The organism is Kitasatospora sp. NBC_01287, assembly GCF_026340565.1.
In the GTDB taxonomy this organism is placed as follows: Bacteria; Actinomycetota; Actinomycetes; order Streptomycetales; family Streptomycetaceae; genus Kitasatospora.
The window spans coordinates 8,503,875-8,515,066 of record NZ_JAPEPB010000001.1 but is presented as its reverse complement, the minus strand read 5'-3'; the positions used below and the strand labels follow the sequence as shown (position 1 = coordinate 8,515,066).

Below are 11,192 nucleotides of genomic sequence, written 5' to 3'. Positions count from 1 at the left end.
TCGTCGAGCATCTCATCGAGGTACCACCAGACGCCGTCGCGTTCTTGCCGGCGGTCCCGGTGCGCCTTGAGCCACTGCTCGAACTGGTCACCGCGGCGGGGCAGGGGCTCGGGCTGGTAGCTGGGGCCGGTGTGGAGTACGGCCGCGCCGAGTCGACGCCAGAAACTGCGGTCGGTCACTGCTCCTCCGTCGGGTACTGCTCGCCGCGGGCCAACGCTGCGCGGGCTTGTTGGGCTTCGGCGATGAACGCGTCCAGGCGGGCGAGGGCCGTGGTCTGGACGGTGGGGTCCTCATACGCGTTCTCGTCGTCGATGCGCCACTGGTCACACTGGTGGGGCAGGAAGACGCGCCAGCCGGGCTTGTTGTCCTCATCCCAGGGCTCGTCAACGTACTCCACGGTGAAGCCGAACTTCCTGGCGGTCATCCCCGGACCTCCTTCTCGCAGGTGTCGCAGAGTGGGTGGTCGCCGGGTGTGGCCCCGTAGTTGCCGCAGATCTGGCACTCGGTGTTGGCGCGGGCGGAGGCGAGATCATCGGCCAGATCGATGAGCGTGTTCAGCAACTCGTCACGGCTGTGGTCTTCCCGCAGGTGCTCGTACAGGTCCGTCCGGCCGTACAGGTCGTCTTCGTTGCAGTCGGCGATGGGGCAGGTGGTGATCATGCTGCGGTCTCCGTCTCCAGCGAGTTGGCCCAGTCGGCGAGCGCCTCGAAGTCGGCAGGCAGCATGCCGAGGCGCGGATCGACGTGATGAAGGAGCGCCGGGCCTTCGTGGACATCGGTCACGAACTCCCGGTCCGCAGCGCCGATCTCGTCGTCGACCCACGCGAACGGCCGGCCCTGCGCCCAGCGGACGACCTCCCACGTCTTGAAGTACATGCCGTCCGGCCGGCTGGCCCAGAGGTGCTCGAACGGCACGTGCGGCAGCTCGGGGAGGCCGAGGTGCGGGCCGATCCAGTAGTTCGCTTCGGCCTGCCACGTGGTGCACCACACGAGGTCGTACGGCAGGGCCTGCAGCATGGCGCCGTGATCGTGGTTGAGCCAGACGCGCAGGGGCTTGGCGCGGCGGGGGTTGGCTTGCCGGGCGATCCAGGAGGCGGGCAGCATGCGGTAGGTGGAGTATCCGTCGGGGCGTCGGGTGGCCTTCGCGGCGAACGGATTGAGCGGTCCGTCAACATCGATCAGGAGCAGCGGGCGAGTCATCGCCGGGCCTCCAGTAGGTGCTTGCCGTACGCGAGGTGCGCGCCGGTGACGGTGGTGTAGGTGCGGGACTGCCAGTCGCCGCATGTGCACGACGCCCAGCAGCCGTGACGGCCGGTCCGGTACAGCCAAGGGTGGTGCTTCACCGCCACAGCTGAGCCCCCAGCTCGCCGAGAAGCGCCGGGTTGACGATGCTGACGATCGCCTTGACGTCTTCGACGGGGACGGCTGCCCAGAGCACACTGCGGGCGTCTGCGTACTTTCGGGCGAGGCGCTCGCGCTTCTCAGCAGGGAGCTGGGCGGTCCGGTCGGGGTGGCTGTTGTGCGCGTTATCAGCGATCTTGATGAGGGTGGCGCCGTAGTTCGTGACGATCGCCTCGATCTTCGCCTGGTAGGTGACGTCCGGGTTGTTCGTCACCCGTTGCACCAGATCGACGACTGTACCCGGCACCCCGGCGGCGAGCAGCTGTTCGGCGGTCAGGTCGGTGTCTTCGAGGGTGTCGTGGAGGAGCCCGGCCATCTGCATGCCGACGCCGAACGGTGCGAGGCCGGCGGCGACAGCTTCGACGTGCCGGATGTACGGGGCACCGATCTTGTCGAACTGTCCGGCGTGAGCTTCGGTGGCGAGGGCGTGGACGTCGGCGAGGGTGATTCGGGTCGGCATGAGGGTGCCTCTCGGGCTGGGTGGTATGCGTCGATTATCTCATTTGTGCCACTTGATCGCATCTGCCTTGCGGGCCCAATCCGTGCCCTGAGCAGGGAAGTTGGGCCCGCGTCAGGCGCCGGGCGTGTCGCTCCTGGCCACCCAGTTCGGGCTGTAGACGACGGGCGGCTCGGGGTCGTCCTTGCGGTGGCGCAGGGCGCGCAGGGTTTCGCGGGGAGCAGTGACAGCCAGGGCGAGAAGCAACACCGTCTGGCGGAGCTTACTGCCGCAGTACCAGCTCCCACTGCTCCGCATCTGTCCCTTCGCCCAGTCGCCGAGCCAGCCCCACGGGCGGAGCCGGCCGGCCAGGTAGCCGGCCACGGCGGCCACAGCCACGACGAGCGCAGTCACGACTGGCAGCCGATCTGGTGGTCGCCGCCGGTCCCGGTACACGTCGGGCAGGCGTCGCCCTTGAATCGGGCCTCAACGGCCTTGTCGTCGATCCGGCGGTTGATGACCGTGGCGGTCGCGTCGATCGCCTTGGCGCACTCGTCGACCTCGAAGCGGGGGTTGTCGCCGGTGGTGGTTTCACGGCGTTCGGTGGTCTTGGTGTAGGTGCCGTCGGCTCGTTCGACCTCGACGGTGATCGTTACGGTGATCTTCACTTCGTCTCCAGTGCGTATCCGGTGCGGCGGGGCTTGCCGGTCTTGGTGGTCGGGGAGTCGTGGAGCTGGTCCGTGCGGATCCGGCCGTAGATGATGCCTGGCCTTCTGGTGTCGAGGTAGGTGATCGCGGCGTGGTCGTCGTGGATCGTGTCGATGCGGATCCGCGTCGGGTAGATGACGCGCGGGTCGCACTGCTGGTAGATCCGGCCGGGCTTCGCGGGCATGTGCTGCTCCTTGTCAGAGGGGTCGGCCGTCGCAGTCGTAGTAGTCGCCGCTACGGACGTGCGGCTGGTAGCAGCCATCGTGGTCGAACGGGTCGTCCTCGTCCTCGTCGTAAGCGTCGGGCTTCTGGTCGATCACGCCTGCTCCAGGGCGAGTTCGACGCAGTACAGGGCGAACTTGGTGCTGTAGTCGGAGTGGCCGATGGCCTGCTGCTCGACAGCCTCGACGGCACTGATGGGGATAGGCGGCAGAAGCTGGGCGGCCCGCGCGGCGTTGACCGCGTTGAGCATGACGGTCCGTTCGAATGTGACCCAGTCAAGTTCGCCGTTGAAGACTTCCTGGCGTTCGGGGCGTTCTTGCTGCGCCTCGGTGAGGATGTTGAGGAGTTGATCGTGGAGGGCGAGGCGCTGGTTGATCTGTCGCGGGGTGAGGGTCACCGGTGTTCTCCTGTCTGGCAGTAGTGGGTTCCGTCGGGGTGCGGGGTCCAGCCGGCGTCTCGCGCGGCGGTGTCGGCTTCGTGCTGGGTGTCGTAGGTTTCGCGGTGGCCGTAGCCCTGGCCGAGTTCACGGCCGCAGCCGTCGCAGGTGACGACGTGGACGGTGACCTGGCGGACCGTCACTGGGCTACTCCGTTGCGGGCGATGCGCGCAGCCATGCGAAGCATGTCGTTTCTGTCGCGGGCGCGATCGCCCATGCCCTCCCATGTGACAATCCCGGCCTCGTACCCGCGGGCGACCTGCTCACGGACGTGGGCCTCAACGGCCCGCTCCAGCTCGGCGAGTTGGGCGCGAACCCGGGCGGCGTCCCACGCTGGCAGGGTGTTCAGGGCCTCGTAGATGGTGCGTCGGGCTTCTTGAACGGCGAGAACGGTCGGGTCGGTGGTCATCACCACTCCTTGGGGTCGATGAGGTCGAACAGCGTCCAGCGGCTGGCGTCGGGTTCCCACTGCTCGACGCGGATCCAGGTGACGCGGCTGCTGCCGGCCTTCACGGCGTCGCGGACTTCACGGGCCTTCTCGTAGGCCTTGTTCTCGCTTGTGTGCTCGGTGCGGAACGGGCCGTCGGGGGTCCTGCAGATGACGGCCCAGGGCTTGGACTTGCGGGCCATCAGGACTCCTTCTCGACCCAGGGCCCGTTGGCGTTGGCGCGGGTGGCGAGGCTGAACGGCGCGGCGGGCAGCAGCAGGTCGGGGCCGGGGTTGTCGCCGGTGTAGCCGCCGGTCTGCTCGGCGCCGCAGCCGCAGTAGCTGCCCTCGTAGGCGTAGCAGTGCTTGAAGTGGATCACGGGTGGCTCCTCAGCTGTTGCGGATGGTGTCGGCGGCCCAGTCGACGCCCGCACTGAAGTCGGCGTCCCGGTCGGGGTTGGCATCGAGGAGCAGCTGCGCGAAGTGCTCGCGGATCGCGGGCCAAGCGGCATCGAAGGCCGCGTCGGCGATCTCGATGGCGGCGGAGTTCGGCAGCTGGCCGGAGTAGAGGGACTGTAGCTTGGCGACGGCGGCGTTCCGAGTGGTCTCGCGGATGCTGGCGGGGATCTGGCTGGTCACTTGGCGGCTCCGTTTCGGGCGGTGTGGGCGGCGTGTTCGATGCCGCCGTTGCGGATCTGTGCGGCGTCGTTGGTGGCGGGGAGGATGAGTTGCTCGATCTCGCGGGCGACCTGTTCGCGGATGCGCTGCTCGATCGCGGGCCAGAAGTGCGCCAGGAGGTATGCGGCCTGGCCGGGGCTCTTCGGGATGATCCATGGTGCGGACGCACACAGCTTGGTGACGCTGGCCGGAATGTCGTCGGGGCTCACGGGTGGCTCCTCAGTGCTGGTTGGGCTGGTCGCTGGCGTCGCAGGCCAGGCAGAAGGTGTACCTGTGGCCGAAGCCGGTGGCCTCGATCTGCGCGCGGGACCGCAGCGTCATGTACGGCTCCCGGAACTGGTCGTGGGGCGTGCGGCTGCTGTACGTCCGGATCGTCGGGTTGCACAGCGCGGTCTTGTCGTGGGTGAAGCGGTGGAGGTCGAACATGTCCTCGGTCGTGCCGGCCCAGTCGCTGCTCATGCTGCTCCTTCGGCCTGCTGGAGCCTGTCGCGGAGCCGCTGGGCGTAGTCGGCGGCGATGCCGTGCGGGGAGCAGTAGTCGCCCATCTCGTCCGCGAACGCCCGGGCGGCGGCCTCCACGGCGCGCAGTCGGCGGACCTCGGCAAGGAGAGCGGGCATGTCCTCGCGGGCGTGGGCGACGAATTCGGCGTCGGCCTGGTTGTTGTTGCCGAGGTAACCGAGGTTGATCTCGACAGTGCCGGCCTCATTGGTGACCCAGCGGTTGAGGTCCTGCTTGTCGTCCTCTCGGTACCACGGGCCCGGCCTGGCGGCGGCCTCGCGGGCGCTGATGTCGGCGAGCTGCTCGTCGGTGAGCGGGGCGGTGTCGGTCATCGTGCTGCTCCTCAGCAGAAGTCGCCGTTGTAGAAGGCGTGGCCGTCGGGGTCGATGTACTCACGGTTGCGGAGCTGATCGCTGGCCCGGTCTCCGTAGCGGGCCTTGAGTGGCTCGCCGTGGCCGTCCTCGGTGCGGTCCGCGATGAGCCGGAACTCGTCGAGGGGGTAGGGCCGGTCGTACTCGTCGCGGATGCTGCCCATGTTCTTGGCGAGGGCGAGGCGTGCCCAGATCGGCAGGTCGTCGGGGTGGTTCGGGGACATGGTGGTGGTGGTGGTGGGCATCGTGCTGCTCCTCAGTCGTTGACGTGGTCGTTGCTGCGCGTGCACGGCCCGGCGTGGACCAGGCCGTGGCAGGTGCCGTACACGGACCGGGCGCCGCAGAACTGCAACTGCTCGGCGCCGTGCTGCCTCATGGCGTCGGCGAGGTTCTGCGACAGCCCGGGGCGGTCAGACTCAGGGCTGGGCGTCAGCGAGGTAGGCGGCGCCGTCTCGGAGGCCCTGCAGTCGAGCGGCCCGTACGGCGAGCTGAAGGGCGGCCTGGGCGATCGCGCTGGCCTCACCGCTGCGAGTGTCCTCGCTGCTGCGGGCGAGCGCGTCGGCGAGGTTTCGGGTGTCCTTGGCGAGGATCTCGGCGTCGCGGACGAGGAGGGCATGGTCGGTGGTGATCTGGCGAACCGCGAAATCGCGGGTGAATTGGTCCGGCATGGTGACTCCTTGGTGTGATCGGGCCCGGCCGCCGATGGGGCCGGGCGGGTGGTCAGCTGGTCTCGTCGCGCTCGTCCTGCGTGAACCCGTACAGGCCCGTCTGCGTGCCGCGGGCGACCATCCGGCCCGCATTCGTCATGGACCGGTGGGTGTGCTCGCCGGAGTAGGAGAGCGTCGTGTCCGCCCGGATGCCCATGCCGCCAGCGGCGGCGAACGCGTCCTGGTCGGCGCCGAGGAACACGAACTGCCAACCGTAGGTGCCCTGCTGCTCGGTGATGAGCCGCTTGACGTGGTGCAGGTTGAACTCGCGGGAGGAGTTTTCTTCGCCGTCGGTGAGGATGACGACGATGACCTCGCCGGGCCGGTCTCCCGCCGGGAGGGCGGCGAGTTGCGCGCCGACGGTGGTGATGGTCCGCCCGACCGCGTCGAGGAGGGCGGTACCGCCGCGCGGGACGAGGGTGAAGTGGGGGACGTCGGCGAGCGGGGCGTTTTCGTACACGGTGTCGTATGAGGTGTCGAACTGGTACAGGGACACGGTGGTGTCGCCGGGGGCGTCGGCCTGGGCGGCGAGGAAGGCGCGCAGGCCGCCTTCGGTGTCGGTCTTGACGGTCTGCATGCTGCCGGAGCGGTCGAGGACGATGGCGATGTGACGGCGGTCGGGGTTGGTCATGTAGTGCTCCTCGGGTGGGGGTGGCCACCAGGTAGAGGCCACCAGGTTGGGCGACGGTCAGAGGTTGACGAGCTGGCCGTCCTCATCGCGCGGACAGTCACACCCGCACGCGTGCTCGCGGCTGGGGCAGTAGCAGTGACACATGCCCTCGCCGCACGGCTCGCGGTCATCGTCCTCGCTGCTCATGAGGTGGTCGCAGTAGTTGCAGGCGTCGCGCCACAGTGGCGCCGCGATGTCGTAGCCCTCCTGGGCCTGCAGGCGCTTCCACAGGCCGATGGACGGGTCGGGCTGGCCCGGTACGGCCTGCTGGTCGAGTTCGACCATCAGGTAGGCGAGTTCGACGAAGCTGGTGGGCAGCCGGTCGGCGGGGATGTCGGGCTGCTCGGGCGCCCAGTCGGCGGAGTCGAGGTCGATCAGGGTGCGGACACGCTGTCCGATGGCGAGGGACATGAGGGTCTCCTGGTCAGAACGGGCTGAGGGCGCTGTTCGACAACTCGTAGGCGTACCCGTAGGCGGGATCGAGGAGCGGACCGGCGGCGCCGTGGTAGTACTCAGCGATGGCCCGCAGGAGGATCTGCTGAGCACCAAACAGGGCACGCGCCTCCTGCTTGAGGTGCTGCTGCGCCTCGGCCGCGATGCCGCCCTCGACGACGTCGCCGCGGATCTCACTGTCGAGCTGATCGATGGCGCCGTACCAGGTGGAGAGCATGTCGAAGTGTCCGCGGATGGCCATGTACGCCGCAGCGGCCAACTGGCTGTTCGAGCTATCGGCGATGACCTCGGCTTCGTGGCGGATCGCATCGGCGGTGAAGGAGTCGAAGCAGTCGGAGATGCCGGCGATCTGCGCTTCGTAGCGGTTGATGGCGTCGTGCAGGGATTGCCGGAGCGGAGTGGTGCCGAGGTCGGACATCGAGACTCCTTACGGTGAGAGGGGCCCAGCCGCCGGGGCAGCCGGGCGGGATGGTCAGCGCGCGTTGGGGCAGTCGTCGGTGAGCGGGATCAACTCGTCCGGCCCGTAGATCCCGCAGTGGTGGCCTCGGGCGTCGATGAGCGCCGCAGTGCCGTCGCCCTGCCCGACCCAGTGGCCGAAGCGGTGCACGCCGTACGACGCCGAGCCGGGACAGGCGTGCAGGTCGGGGGTGGGTCCGCCGGTGATGAACCGGTCGCTGGACTTGAGGTCACGGGCGGGCACCCAGCGAGAAACGTTGTAGAAGCCGACGGTGCTGGTCCGTTCCCTGGTGATGCTGCCCCAGTTGCTCATGCCGGCCTCCTCGTTGGCGGTGCGCGGTCCGCAGAGGGCGATCAGGTCCAGGTCGTCCGTCCAGGTCTCAGCCCGGCCTACTCGGTCACGTTGTGCGTAAGCGTTGGCTGCCAGTTATCCGCTGTCCCCCGCTGTGCGGCGGTCACGGCTTCCCTGCGCGTCGCTTTGCCTCTCGGCTCACGGTGGTAGCGCGGGCAGCTCCCTGCTCACTGATCGCTCTCTGTGGAGTTGTTGCCGGTCTGCCGCTGGGCGGTGTTCCGACACTCAAAGATTAGCGGGTACCCGCTATTAATGTCAAGCGGGTACCCGCTACACTCTCCACATGGACACGCCGCCGCCACCCTTCGAAGCACTCGCCGACCTGACCAAAGACCCCGGCACCCTCGAACGCGCCAAGCTGCTCACCGACGCGCTGAACGCCGTGCCCGACCTGCAGAAGTGGCTGAGGCAGCTCCGCCAGCAGGACGTCTTGGCGCTCCACGAGGCCGGCATGTCCTACACCGACATCGCGCCCCACCTCGGCGTGAAGCCCGAACGCGCCTCAGGGATCGCCCGCGGCGCCTCCCGAAGCACCAACCCCGGCGGATCAGGCCGCCGCACCAAGGCCCCCGGCCCCGCCGAGCCCGACGGCCCCTGACCCGTTGTCGGTCCGCCATGCCAGGCTTACCCCATCCGACCGAAGGAGCAGCAATGACTCAGCCCACCCTCCCCTGGCAGCCTGGCGACCTCGTCCTCGCCGCCGACGGCCACCTGTGGGTACGCGCCTACCCGGAGGATGTCGAGAAGGGCTGGCCGTGGGCGCATTCGGCTGAGACTGTCGGTGCTGGCTCGGGCGCCGTCGAGGAGGACTATCCGGTGCGGCCGTTGACTCTGCTGGTGCGTGACGGCAGGGCGGTCGGCGGGACCGTGGTTGCCGAGTAGCCCGTGGCGTTCCCAAGGCCCCCTCACGTCGAGGGGGCTTCCTGCTGTCCGGCCCAGCAGCCCCGCCCCGGCCCGTGGCGGGCCCTCAGGCGGCCGAACCCGGGCCGGAGGAAGCCCGGGAGCCTGCGAGGCGAGAACGGGCCGCTACGGCGTTCCAACTTCGCACCGGGCGGCTGGTGGGGTTCGCCGCGGCCGGACACACCCCGAGACGATCAGGACGAGGCGAGCAACTCGCCATCCACCGCAGCGAGGTCGAGGATGGCCCGCGCAACGACCACGGCCTCAGGGCCGCCGGACGGCCCTTTCGCGATGAACTCGTCGCGCTCCTTCTGTCCCGCGTCGTCGGTCCCGGCCCATACGTGTTCGGCGGCCTGCCGGTTGGCGTCGAAGGAGCGCGTAGCCCAGTCGAGGAGTTCCGTCAGTGGCCCACGAAGGCGCTTCGGCACGTCCTCAGCCACTGCTGGCGCATAGGAGTGCTGGTCGTAGCAGTCCTTGCACCAGGGCGCGCCGTCGGCGTCAGCGACGTGAAGCTCCTCGGGGCAGCCGCAGCCACGCTGCTGGCAGACGTCATCCACGGCCCGGAGAACGGCGATTGCTCGGCGCAGGACATCAGCCGGGGCCTCGATCATCGCTGCTCCCCCGTGCCGAAGTCCCGCTCCAACTGGGCCGTCAGGTCGCCGGACACGCACCAGCAGCCGGTCCACTTGCCTTGCCCGCGCGGCCAGTGCCACTCCTGGTAGCGGTGCTCCACGTCGACGCTCGGACAGTCCACGTCGGTGCAGGTCTTGCTGTCGTCGAAGTGGTGGCTGAGGTGGCCTTCGCAGTAGAAGCCACGACGCCGGCCGGGTACGGCTGCCGCCCACCGCTTGTCGTACGCCTGCAGTTCGTGGCGGCACGACCCGCGCAGGTGGAACATGGCGGAGCCGTCACCGAGGTCGGGCCGAATCAGGTTCGGGCCGTCGAACCGGTGGAACTTCTGCCGGCTGGTGATGGGTTCGCGGCAGCCGTGGCAGGACCCGGGCATGATGGCCATCTGCTTCTCGAAGTGTTCCTCGGCGCGTTCGGCGATCTTCTCGTTGTGCACGTGCTGGCAGGGCGGGAGTTCACCGCACAGACGGCAGACCGAGTAGTGCTCGGGCAGGGTCCGCCACATGATCGACGCGGAGCCGGACAGGTGCAGGGGCTTCGCCTCGGGCTGGTCAACGTCGCGCAGAACCAGGACGAGCGGCCGGTACGGCCAGGTGGCAGGTTCGGGGCAGCCGTGGTCAACCCAGGTGTCGCGGACGGTGTCGTCCCAGTCGAACGGGTCACGTTCGCGGGTCTCGACGACGCGGTAGGGCTTGCGGTCCCAGATGACGATCTGGCCGGGGGTGAGCCTGCTGCCACTGCGGTGGTCGGCACGCTGGTCGGGGCGCCAGGCGTCGGCTTCGATACGGATGATCACTGCTGGCTCCTCAGTCCGGATTCGTCGCGGTTCCATCCGCAGGTGAACATGGCGCCGGCCTCGCGAAGGCGCAGCAGCCGTGCTGCATAGCCGACTTCGGCGGGGTCGTGCTGGGCGAGGTCGGACCATGCTGCGCCGCTCATGCGTTGGCCGGTCGTGTCGTGCGGGTCGCCGCAGGGGCACGGGCAGTTCGGCGGGTTATCGTCGAGGATGTTGGCGCCCCAGCACTTGTGGTGCCAGTGCTTGGCGCAGGCCTCGCACGCGTCGCGGGGGACGATCAGGAACGGCCCGTCACCGTCATCCCCACCACCACCCTTGCGCTTCCGCTTCGGGTCGGGCGTCTCACGGACGTGGGCGAGGTGCAGTGCGGCACCCATCTCAGGCCTCCTGGGTGGCGACGCGCTGGGCGAGCACCTGCTCGTACACGTTCTCGGTGAACAGCCAGCCCGCGGCGGTGTGCCGCTGGGGACGCCACGGTGTCGGCGGGACGAGCGTCTCGCTGCGGTACGCAACGCCGACACCCCAGAAGTCGGCCTCAGCCAGCACGCCCTTGTCGCGCGGGAGTGCTGCCGCGAGGATCGCACGGGCGCAGAACGGGGCGTACGCGGTCGCCCGTTCGATCGTCGTGCGGGTTGCGGTGCCGGGGAGGAGCGCCAGATGCACCGTCACCGGCCGGACCGCAGTGCGGGTCACGTGCCCGGCCTCGACGTGGACCGCGGCAGCGGGCAGGTGGCGCAGCAACTGCTGGTCCCGCCGGTCCAGCGAGCCGACAGGGACCGGCTCCCAGGCGGGCAGGCCGAGCAGCAGCCCGAGGTGCTCGATCCGGGTGATGGCGCGCAGCCCGGCGCGCTGGCGGCGGGTGTGCTCGACCTGGTCGACGGTGACGAACAGGGTGGCGCCGCGGCCGTAGCTGGCGGGTGCGGGAACAGCGACAGCGTGCTCGGGAAGATCGGGGACGAGGGCGCGGGCAGCGGCGAGCAGCGCGTCGCTGATCGCTGCGGCAGTGGGGGCCAGCATGATGGTGCCTCACTTTGCGATGGTATGTGGTCAAGT

Annotated in this window: 29 protein-coding genes; 2 read left to right on the top strand and 27 right to left on the bottom strand. The window is 69.1% G+C overall.

Features of this window, described 5'->3' with window-relative positions; translation table 11 throughout:
- Positions 1-175 precede the first annotated feature (175 nt).
- The 23 genes from OG455_RS36700 to OG455_RS36590 all read right to left on the bottom strand — a co-directional run bounded on the left by OG455_RS36700 (position 176) and on the right by OG455_RS36590 (position 7,774).
- Complete coding sequence (locus OG455_RS36700; protein WP_266300609.1) at positions 176-424, bottom strand: hypothetical protein; 249 nt, start codon at positions 422-424, stop codon at positions 176-178.
- On the bottom strand, positions 421-660 hold the full coding sequence (locus OG455_RS36695; protein WP_266300608.1) for a hypothetical protein: 240 nt from the start codon (positions 658-660) through the stop codon (positions 421-423). Before OG455_RS36695 ends, OG455_RS36700 begins: the two co-directional genes overlap by 4 nt.
- Positions 657-1,199: a hypothetical protein gene (locus OG455_RS36690; protein WP_266300607.1), complete on the bottom strand. Its 543-nt coding sequence runs from the start codon at positions 1,197-1,199 to the stop codon at positions 657-659. Before OG455_RS36690 ends, OG455_RS36695 begins: the two co-directional genes overlap by 4 nt.
- 139 nt (positions 1,200-1,338) lie before the next feature.
- Entirely contained in the window at positions 1,339-1,860 is a 522-nt protein-coding gene (locus tag OG455_RS36685; protein ID WP_266300606.1) for an HD domain-containing protein, read from the bottom strand.
- A gap of 111 nt (positions 1,861-1,971) precedes the next feature.
- A complete protein-coding gene (locus tag OG455_RS36680) occupies positions 1,972-2,250 on the bottom strand; it encodes a hypothetical protein (protein ID WP_266300605.1) in 279 nt (92 codons plus the stop codon).
- A complete protein-coding gene (locus OG455_RS36675) occupies positions 2,247-2,504 on the bottom strand; it encodes a hypothetical protein (RefSeq protein ID WP_266300604.1) in 258 nt (85 codons plus the stop codon). The genes OG455_RS36680 and OG455_RS36675 overlap by 4 nt, the downstream gene beginning before the upstream one ends.
- On the bottom strand, positions 2,501-2,728 hold the full coding sequence (locus tag OG455_RS36670; RefSeq protein WP_266300603.1) for a hypothetical protein: 228 nt from the start codon (positions 2,726-2,728) through the stop codon (positions 2,501-2,503). Before OG455_RS36670 ends, OG455_RS36675 begins: the two co-directional genes overlap by 4 nt.
- Positions 2,729-2,741: 13 nt before the next feature.
- Positions 2,742-2,864, bottom strand: coding sequence for a hypothetical protein (locus OG455_RS36665; RefSeq protein ID WP_266300602.1), 123 nt, complete (start codon positions 2,862-2,864; stop codon positions 2,742-2,744).
- Entirely contained in the window at positions 2,861-3,163 is a 303-nt protein-coding gene (locus tag OG455_RS36660; protein ID WP_266300601.1) for a hypothetical protein, read from the bottom strand. Before OG455_RS36660 ends, OG455_RS36665 begins: the two co-directional genes overlap by 4 nt.
- On the bottom strand, positions 3,160-3,345 hold the full coding sequence (locus tag OG455_RS36655; protein WP_266300600.1) for a hypothetical protein: 186 nt from the start codon (positions 3,343-3,345) through the stop codon (positions 3,160-3,162). The genes OG455_RS36660 and OG455_RS36655 overlap by 4 nt, the downstream gene beginning before the upstream one ends.
- Positions 3,342-3,611 carry a hypothetical protein gene (locus tag OG455_RS36650; protein WP_266300599.1) on the bottom strand — a complete coding sequence of 90 codons (270 nt, stop codon included), beginning with the start codon at positions 3,609-3,611 and terminating at the stop codon, positions 3,342-3,344. The genes OG455_RS36655 and OG455_RS36650 overlap by 4 nt, the downstream gene beginning before the upstream one ends.
- Complete coding sequence (locus OG455_RS36645) at positions 3,611-3,832, bottom strand: hypothetical protein (protein WP_266300598.1); 222 nt, start codon at positions 3,830-3,832, stop codon at positions 3,611-3,613. The genes OG455_RS36650 and OG455_RS36645 overlap by 1 nt, the downstream gene beginning before the upstream one ends.
- Positions 3,832-4,008 carry a hypothetical protein gene (locus tag OG455_RS36640; RefSeq protein WP_266300597.1) on the bottom strand — a complete coding sequence of 59 codons (177 nt, stop codon included), beginning with the start codon at positions 4,006-4,008 and terminating at the stop codon, positions 3,832-3,834. The genes OG455_RS36645 and OG455_RS36640 overlap by 1 nt, the downstream gene beginning before the upstream one ends.
- Before the next feature lie 10 nt (positions 4,009-4,018).
- Positions 4,019-4,267, bottom strand: coding sequence for a hypothetical protein (locus OG455_RS36635; protein ID WP_266300596.1), 249 nt, complete (start codon positions 4,265-4,267; stop codon positions 4,019-4,021).
- Positions 4,264-4,515: a hypothetical protein gene (locus OG455_RS36630; protein ID WP_266300595.1), complete on the bottom strand. Its 252-nt coding sequence runs from the start codon at positions 4,513-4,515 to the stop codon at positions 4,264-4,266. Before OG455_RS36630 ends, OG455_RS36635 begins: the two co-directional genes overlap by 4 nt.
- Positions 4,516-4,525: 10 nt before the next feature.
- Complete coding sequence (locus tag OG455_RS36625; RefSeq protein ID WP_266300594.1) at positions 4,526-4,765, bottom strand: hypothetical protein; 240 nt, start codon at positions 4,763-4,765, stop codon at positions 4,526-4,528.
- Positions 4,762-5,136: a hypothetical protein gene (locus OG455_RS36620; RefSeq protein ID WP_266300593.1), complete on the bottom strand. Its 375-nt coding sequence runs from the start codon at positions 5,134-5,136 to the stop codon at positions 4,762-4,764. Before OG455_RS36620 ends, OG455_RS36625 begins: the two co-directional genes overlap by 4 nt.
- 11 nt (positions 5,137-5,147) lie before the next feature.
- Positions 5,148-5,420, bottom strand: a complete 273-nt coding sequence (locus OG455_RS36615) for a hypothetical protein (RefSeq protein WP_266300592.1) — start codon at positions 5,418-5,420, stop codon at positions 5,148-5,150.
- Between the two features lie 171 nt (positions 5,421-5,591).
- Positions 5,592-5,843, bottom strand: a complete 252-nt coding sequence (locus OG455_RS36610; RefSeq protein ID WP_266300591.1) for a hypothetical protein — start codon at positions 5,841-5,843, stop codon at positions 5,592-5,594.
- A gap of 52 nt (positions 5,844-5,895) precedes the next feature.
- The gene (locus OG455_RS36605) at positions 5,896-6,513 is read right to left on the bottom strand and encodes a vWA domain-containing protein (protein WP_266300590.1); all 618 of its coding nucleotides are present in this window, start codon (positions 6,511-6,513) and stop codon (positions 5,896-5,898) included.
- A gap of 57 nt (positions 6,514-6,570) precedes the next feature.
- Complete coding sequence (locus OG455_RS36600) at positions 6,571-6,963, bottom strand: hypothetical protein (RefSeq protein ID WP_266300589.1); 393 nt, start codon at positions 6,961-6,963, stop codon at positions 6,571-6,573.
- Positions 6,964-6,976: 13 nt separating this feature from the next.
- Entirely contained in the window at positions 6,977-7,423 is a 447-nt protein-coding gene (locus OG455_RS36595; protein ID WP_266300588.1) for a hypothetical protein, read from the bottom strand.
- A 54-nt stretch (positions 7,424-7,477) separates the two neighbouring features.
- Entirely contained in the window at positions 7,478-7,774 is a 297-nt protein-coding gene (locus OG455_RS36590) for a hypothetical protein (RefSeq protein ID WP_266300587.1), read from the bottom strand.
- A gap of 322 nt (positions 7,775-8,096) precedes the next feature.
- On the opposite strand from OG455_RS36590, the gene OG455_RS36585 reads away from it, so the two are divergent.
- Both OG455_RS36585 and OG455_RS36580 read left to right on the top strand, forming a co-directional pair.
- The gene (locus tag OG455_RS36585) at positions 8,097-8,411 is read left to right on the top strand and encodes a sigma-70 family RNA polymerase sigma factor (protein ID WP_266300586.1); all 315 of its coding nucleotides are present in this window, start codon (positions 8,097-8,099) and stop codon (positions 8,409-8,411) included.
- 53 nt (positions 8,412-8,464) lie between these two features.
- Entirely contained in the window at positions 8,465-8,695 is a 231-nt protein-coding gene (locus tag OG455_RS36580; protein WP_266300585.1) for a hypothetical protein, read from the top strand.
- Between the two features lie 212 nt (positions 8,696-8,907).
- On the opposite strand, the gene OG455_RS36575 is transcribed toward OG455_RS36580, so the two are convergent.
- From OG455_RS36575 to OG455_RS36560, 4 genes are read right to left on the bottom strand one after another with little or no spacing between them, the layout of a single operon-like run.
- The gene (locus tag OG455_RS36575) at positions 8,908-9,324 is read right to left on the bottom strand and encodes a hypothetical protein (protein WP_266300584.1); all 417 of its coding nucleotides are present in this window, start codon (positions 9,322-9,324) and stop codon (positions 8,908-8,910) included.
- Positions 9,321-10,139: a hypothetical protein gene (locus OG455_RS36570; RefSeq protein ID WP_266300583.1), complete on the bottom strand. Its 819-nt coding sequence runs from the start codon at positions 10,137-10,139 to the stop codon at positions 9,321-9,323. The genes OG455_RS36575 and OG455_RS36570 overlap by 4 nt, the downstream gene beginning before the upstream one ends.
- Positions 10,136-10,516 carry a hypothetical protein gene (locus tag OG455_RS36565; protein WP_266300582.1) on the bottom strand — a complete coding sequence of 127 codons (381 nt, stop codon included), beginning with the start codon at positions 10,514-10,516 and terminating at the stop codon, positions 10,136-10,138. Before OG455_RS36565 ends, OG455_RS36570 begins: the two co-directional genes overlap by 4 nt.
- 1 nt (position 10,517) lies before the next feature.
- Positions 10,518-11,156 (bottom strand): hypothetical protein, encoded by a 639-nt coding sequence (locus OG455_RS36560; protein WP_266300581.1) that lies wholly within the window; start codon positions 11,154-11,156, stop codon positions 10,518-10,520.
- Between the last annotated feature and the right edge of the window lie 36 nt (positions 11,157-11,192).

Bases quoted from the DNA above. Each gene is read 5' to 3' on its own strand.
- OG455_RS36700 (WP_266300609.1), bottom strand. From the start codon at position 424: ATGACCGCCAGGAAGTTCGGCTTCACCGTGGAGTACGTTGACGAGCCC.
- OG455_RS36695 (WP_266300608.1), bottom strand. From the start codon at position 660: ATGATCACCACCTGCCCCATCGCCGACTGCAACGAAGACGACCTGTAC.
- OG455_RS36690 (WP_266300607.1), bottom strand. From the start codon at position 1,199: ATGACTCGCCCGCTGCTCCTGATCGATGTTGACGGACCGCTCAATCCG.
- OG455_RS36685 (WP_266300606.1), bottom strand. From the start codon at position 1,860: ATGCCGACCCGAATCACCCTCGCCGACGTCCACGCCCTCGCCACCGAA.
- OG455_RS36670 (WP_266300603.1), bottom strand. From the start codon at position 2,728: ATGCCCGCGAAGCCCGGCCGGATCTACCAGCAGTGCGACCCGCGCGTC.
- OG455_RS36650 (WP_266300599.1), bottom strand. From the start codon at position 3,611: ATGACCACCGACCCGACCGTTCTCGCCGTTCAAGAAGCCCGACGCACC.
- OG455_RS36645 (WP_266300598.1), bottom strand. From the start codon at position 3,832: ATGGCCCGCAAGTCCAAGCCCTGGGCCGTCATCTGCAGGACCCCCGAC.
- OG455_RS36625 (WP_266300594.1), bottom strand. From the start codon at position 4,765: ATGAGCAGCGACTGGGCCGGCACGACCGAGGACATGTTCGACCTCCAC.
- OG455_RS36620 (WP_266300593.1), bottom strand. From the start codon at position 5,136: ATGACCGACACCGCCCCGCTCACCGACGAGCAGCTCGCCGACATCAGC.
- OG455_RS36615 (WP_266300592.1), bottom strand. From the start codon at position 5,420: ATGCCCACCACCACCACCACCATGTCCCCGAACCACCCCGACGACCTG.
- OG455_RS36610 (WP_266300591.1), bottom strand. From the start codon at position 5,843: ATGCCGGACCAATTCACCCGCGATTTCGCGGTTCGCCAGATCACCACC.
- OG455_RS36605 (WP_266300590.1), bottom strand. From the start codon at position 6,513: ATGACCAACCCCGACCGCCGTCACATCGCCATCGTCCTCGACCGCTCC.
- OG455_RS36600 (WP_266300589.1), bottom strand. From the start codon at position 6,963: ATGTCCCTCGCCATCGGACAGCGTGTCCGCACCCTGATCGACCTCGAC.
- OG455_RS36595 (WP_266300588.1), bottom strand. From the start codon at position 7,423: ATGTCCGACCTCGGCACCACTCCGCTCCGGCAATCCCTGCACGACGCC.
- OG455_RS36590 (WP_266300587.1), bottom strand. From the start codon at position 7,774: ATGAGCAACTGGGGCAGCATCACCAGGGAACGGACCAGCACCGTCGGC.
- OG455_RS36585 (WP_266300586.1), top strand. From the start codon at position 8,097: ATGGACACGCCGCCGCCACCCTTCGAAGCACTCGCCGACCTGACCAAA.
- OG455_RS36580 (WP_266300585.1), top strand. From the start codon at position 8,465: ATGACTCAGCCCACCCTCCCCTGGCAGCCTGGCGACCTCGTCCTCGCC.
- OG455_RS36575 (WP_266300584.1), bottom strand. From the start codon at position 9,324: ATGATCGAGGCCCCGGCTGATGTCCTGCGCCGAGCAATCGCCGTTCTC.
- OG455_RS36565 (WP_266300582.1), bottom strand. From the start codon at position 10,516: ATGGGTGCCGCACTGCACCTCGCCCACGTCCGTGAGACGCCCGACCCG.
- OG455_RS36560 (WP_266300581.1), bottom strand. From the start codon at position 11,156: ATGCTGGCCCCCACTGCCGCAGCGATCAGCGACGCGCTGCTCGCCGCT.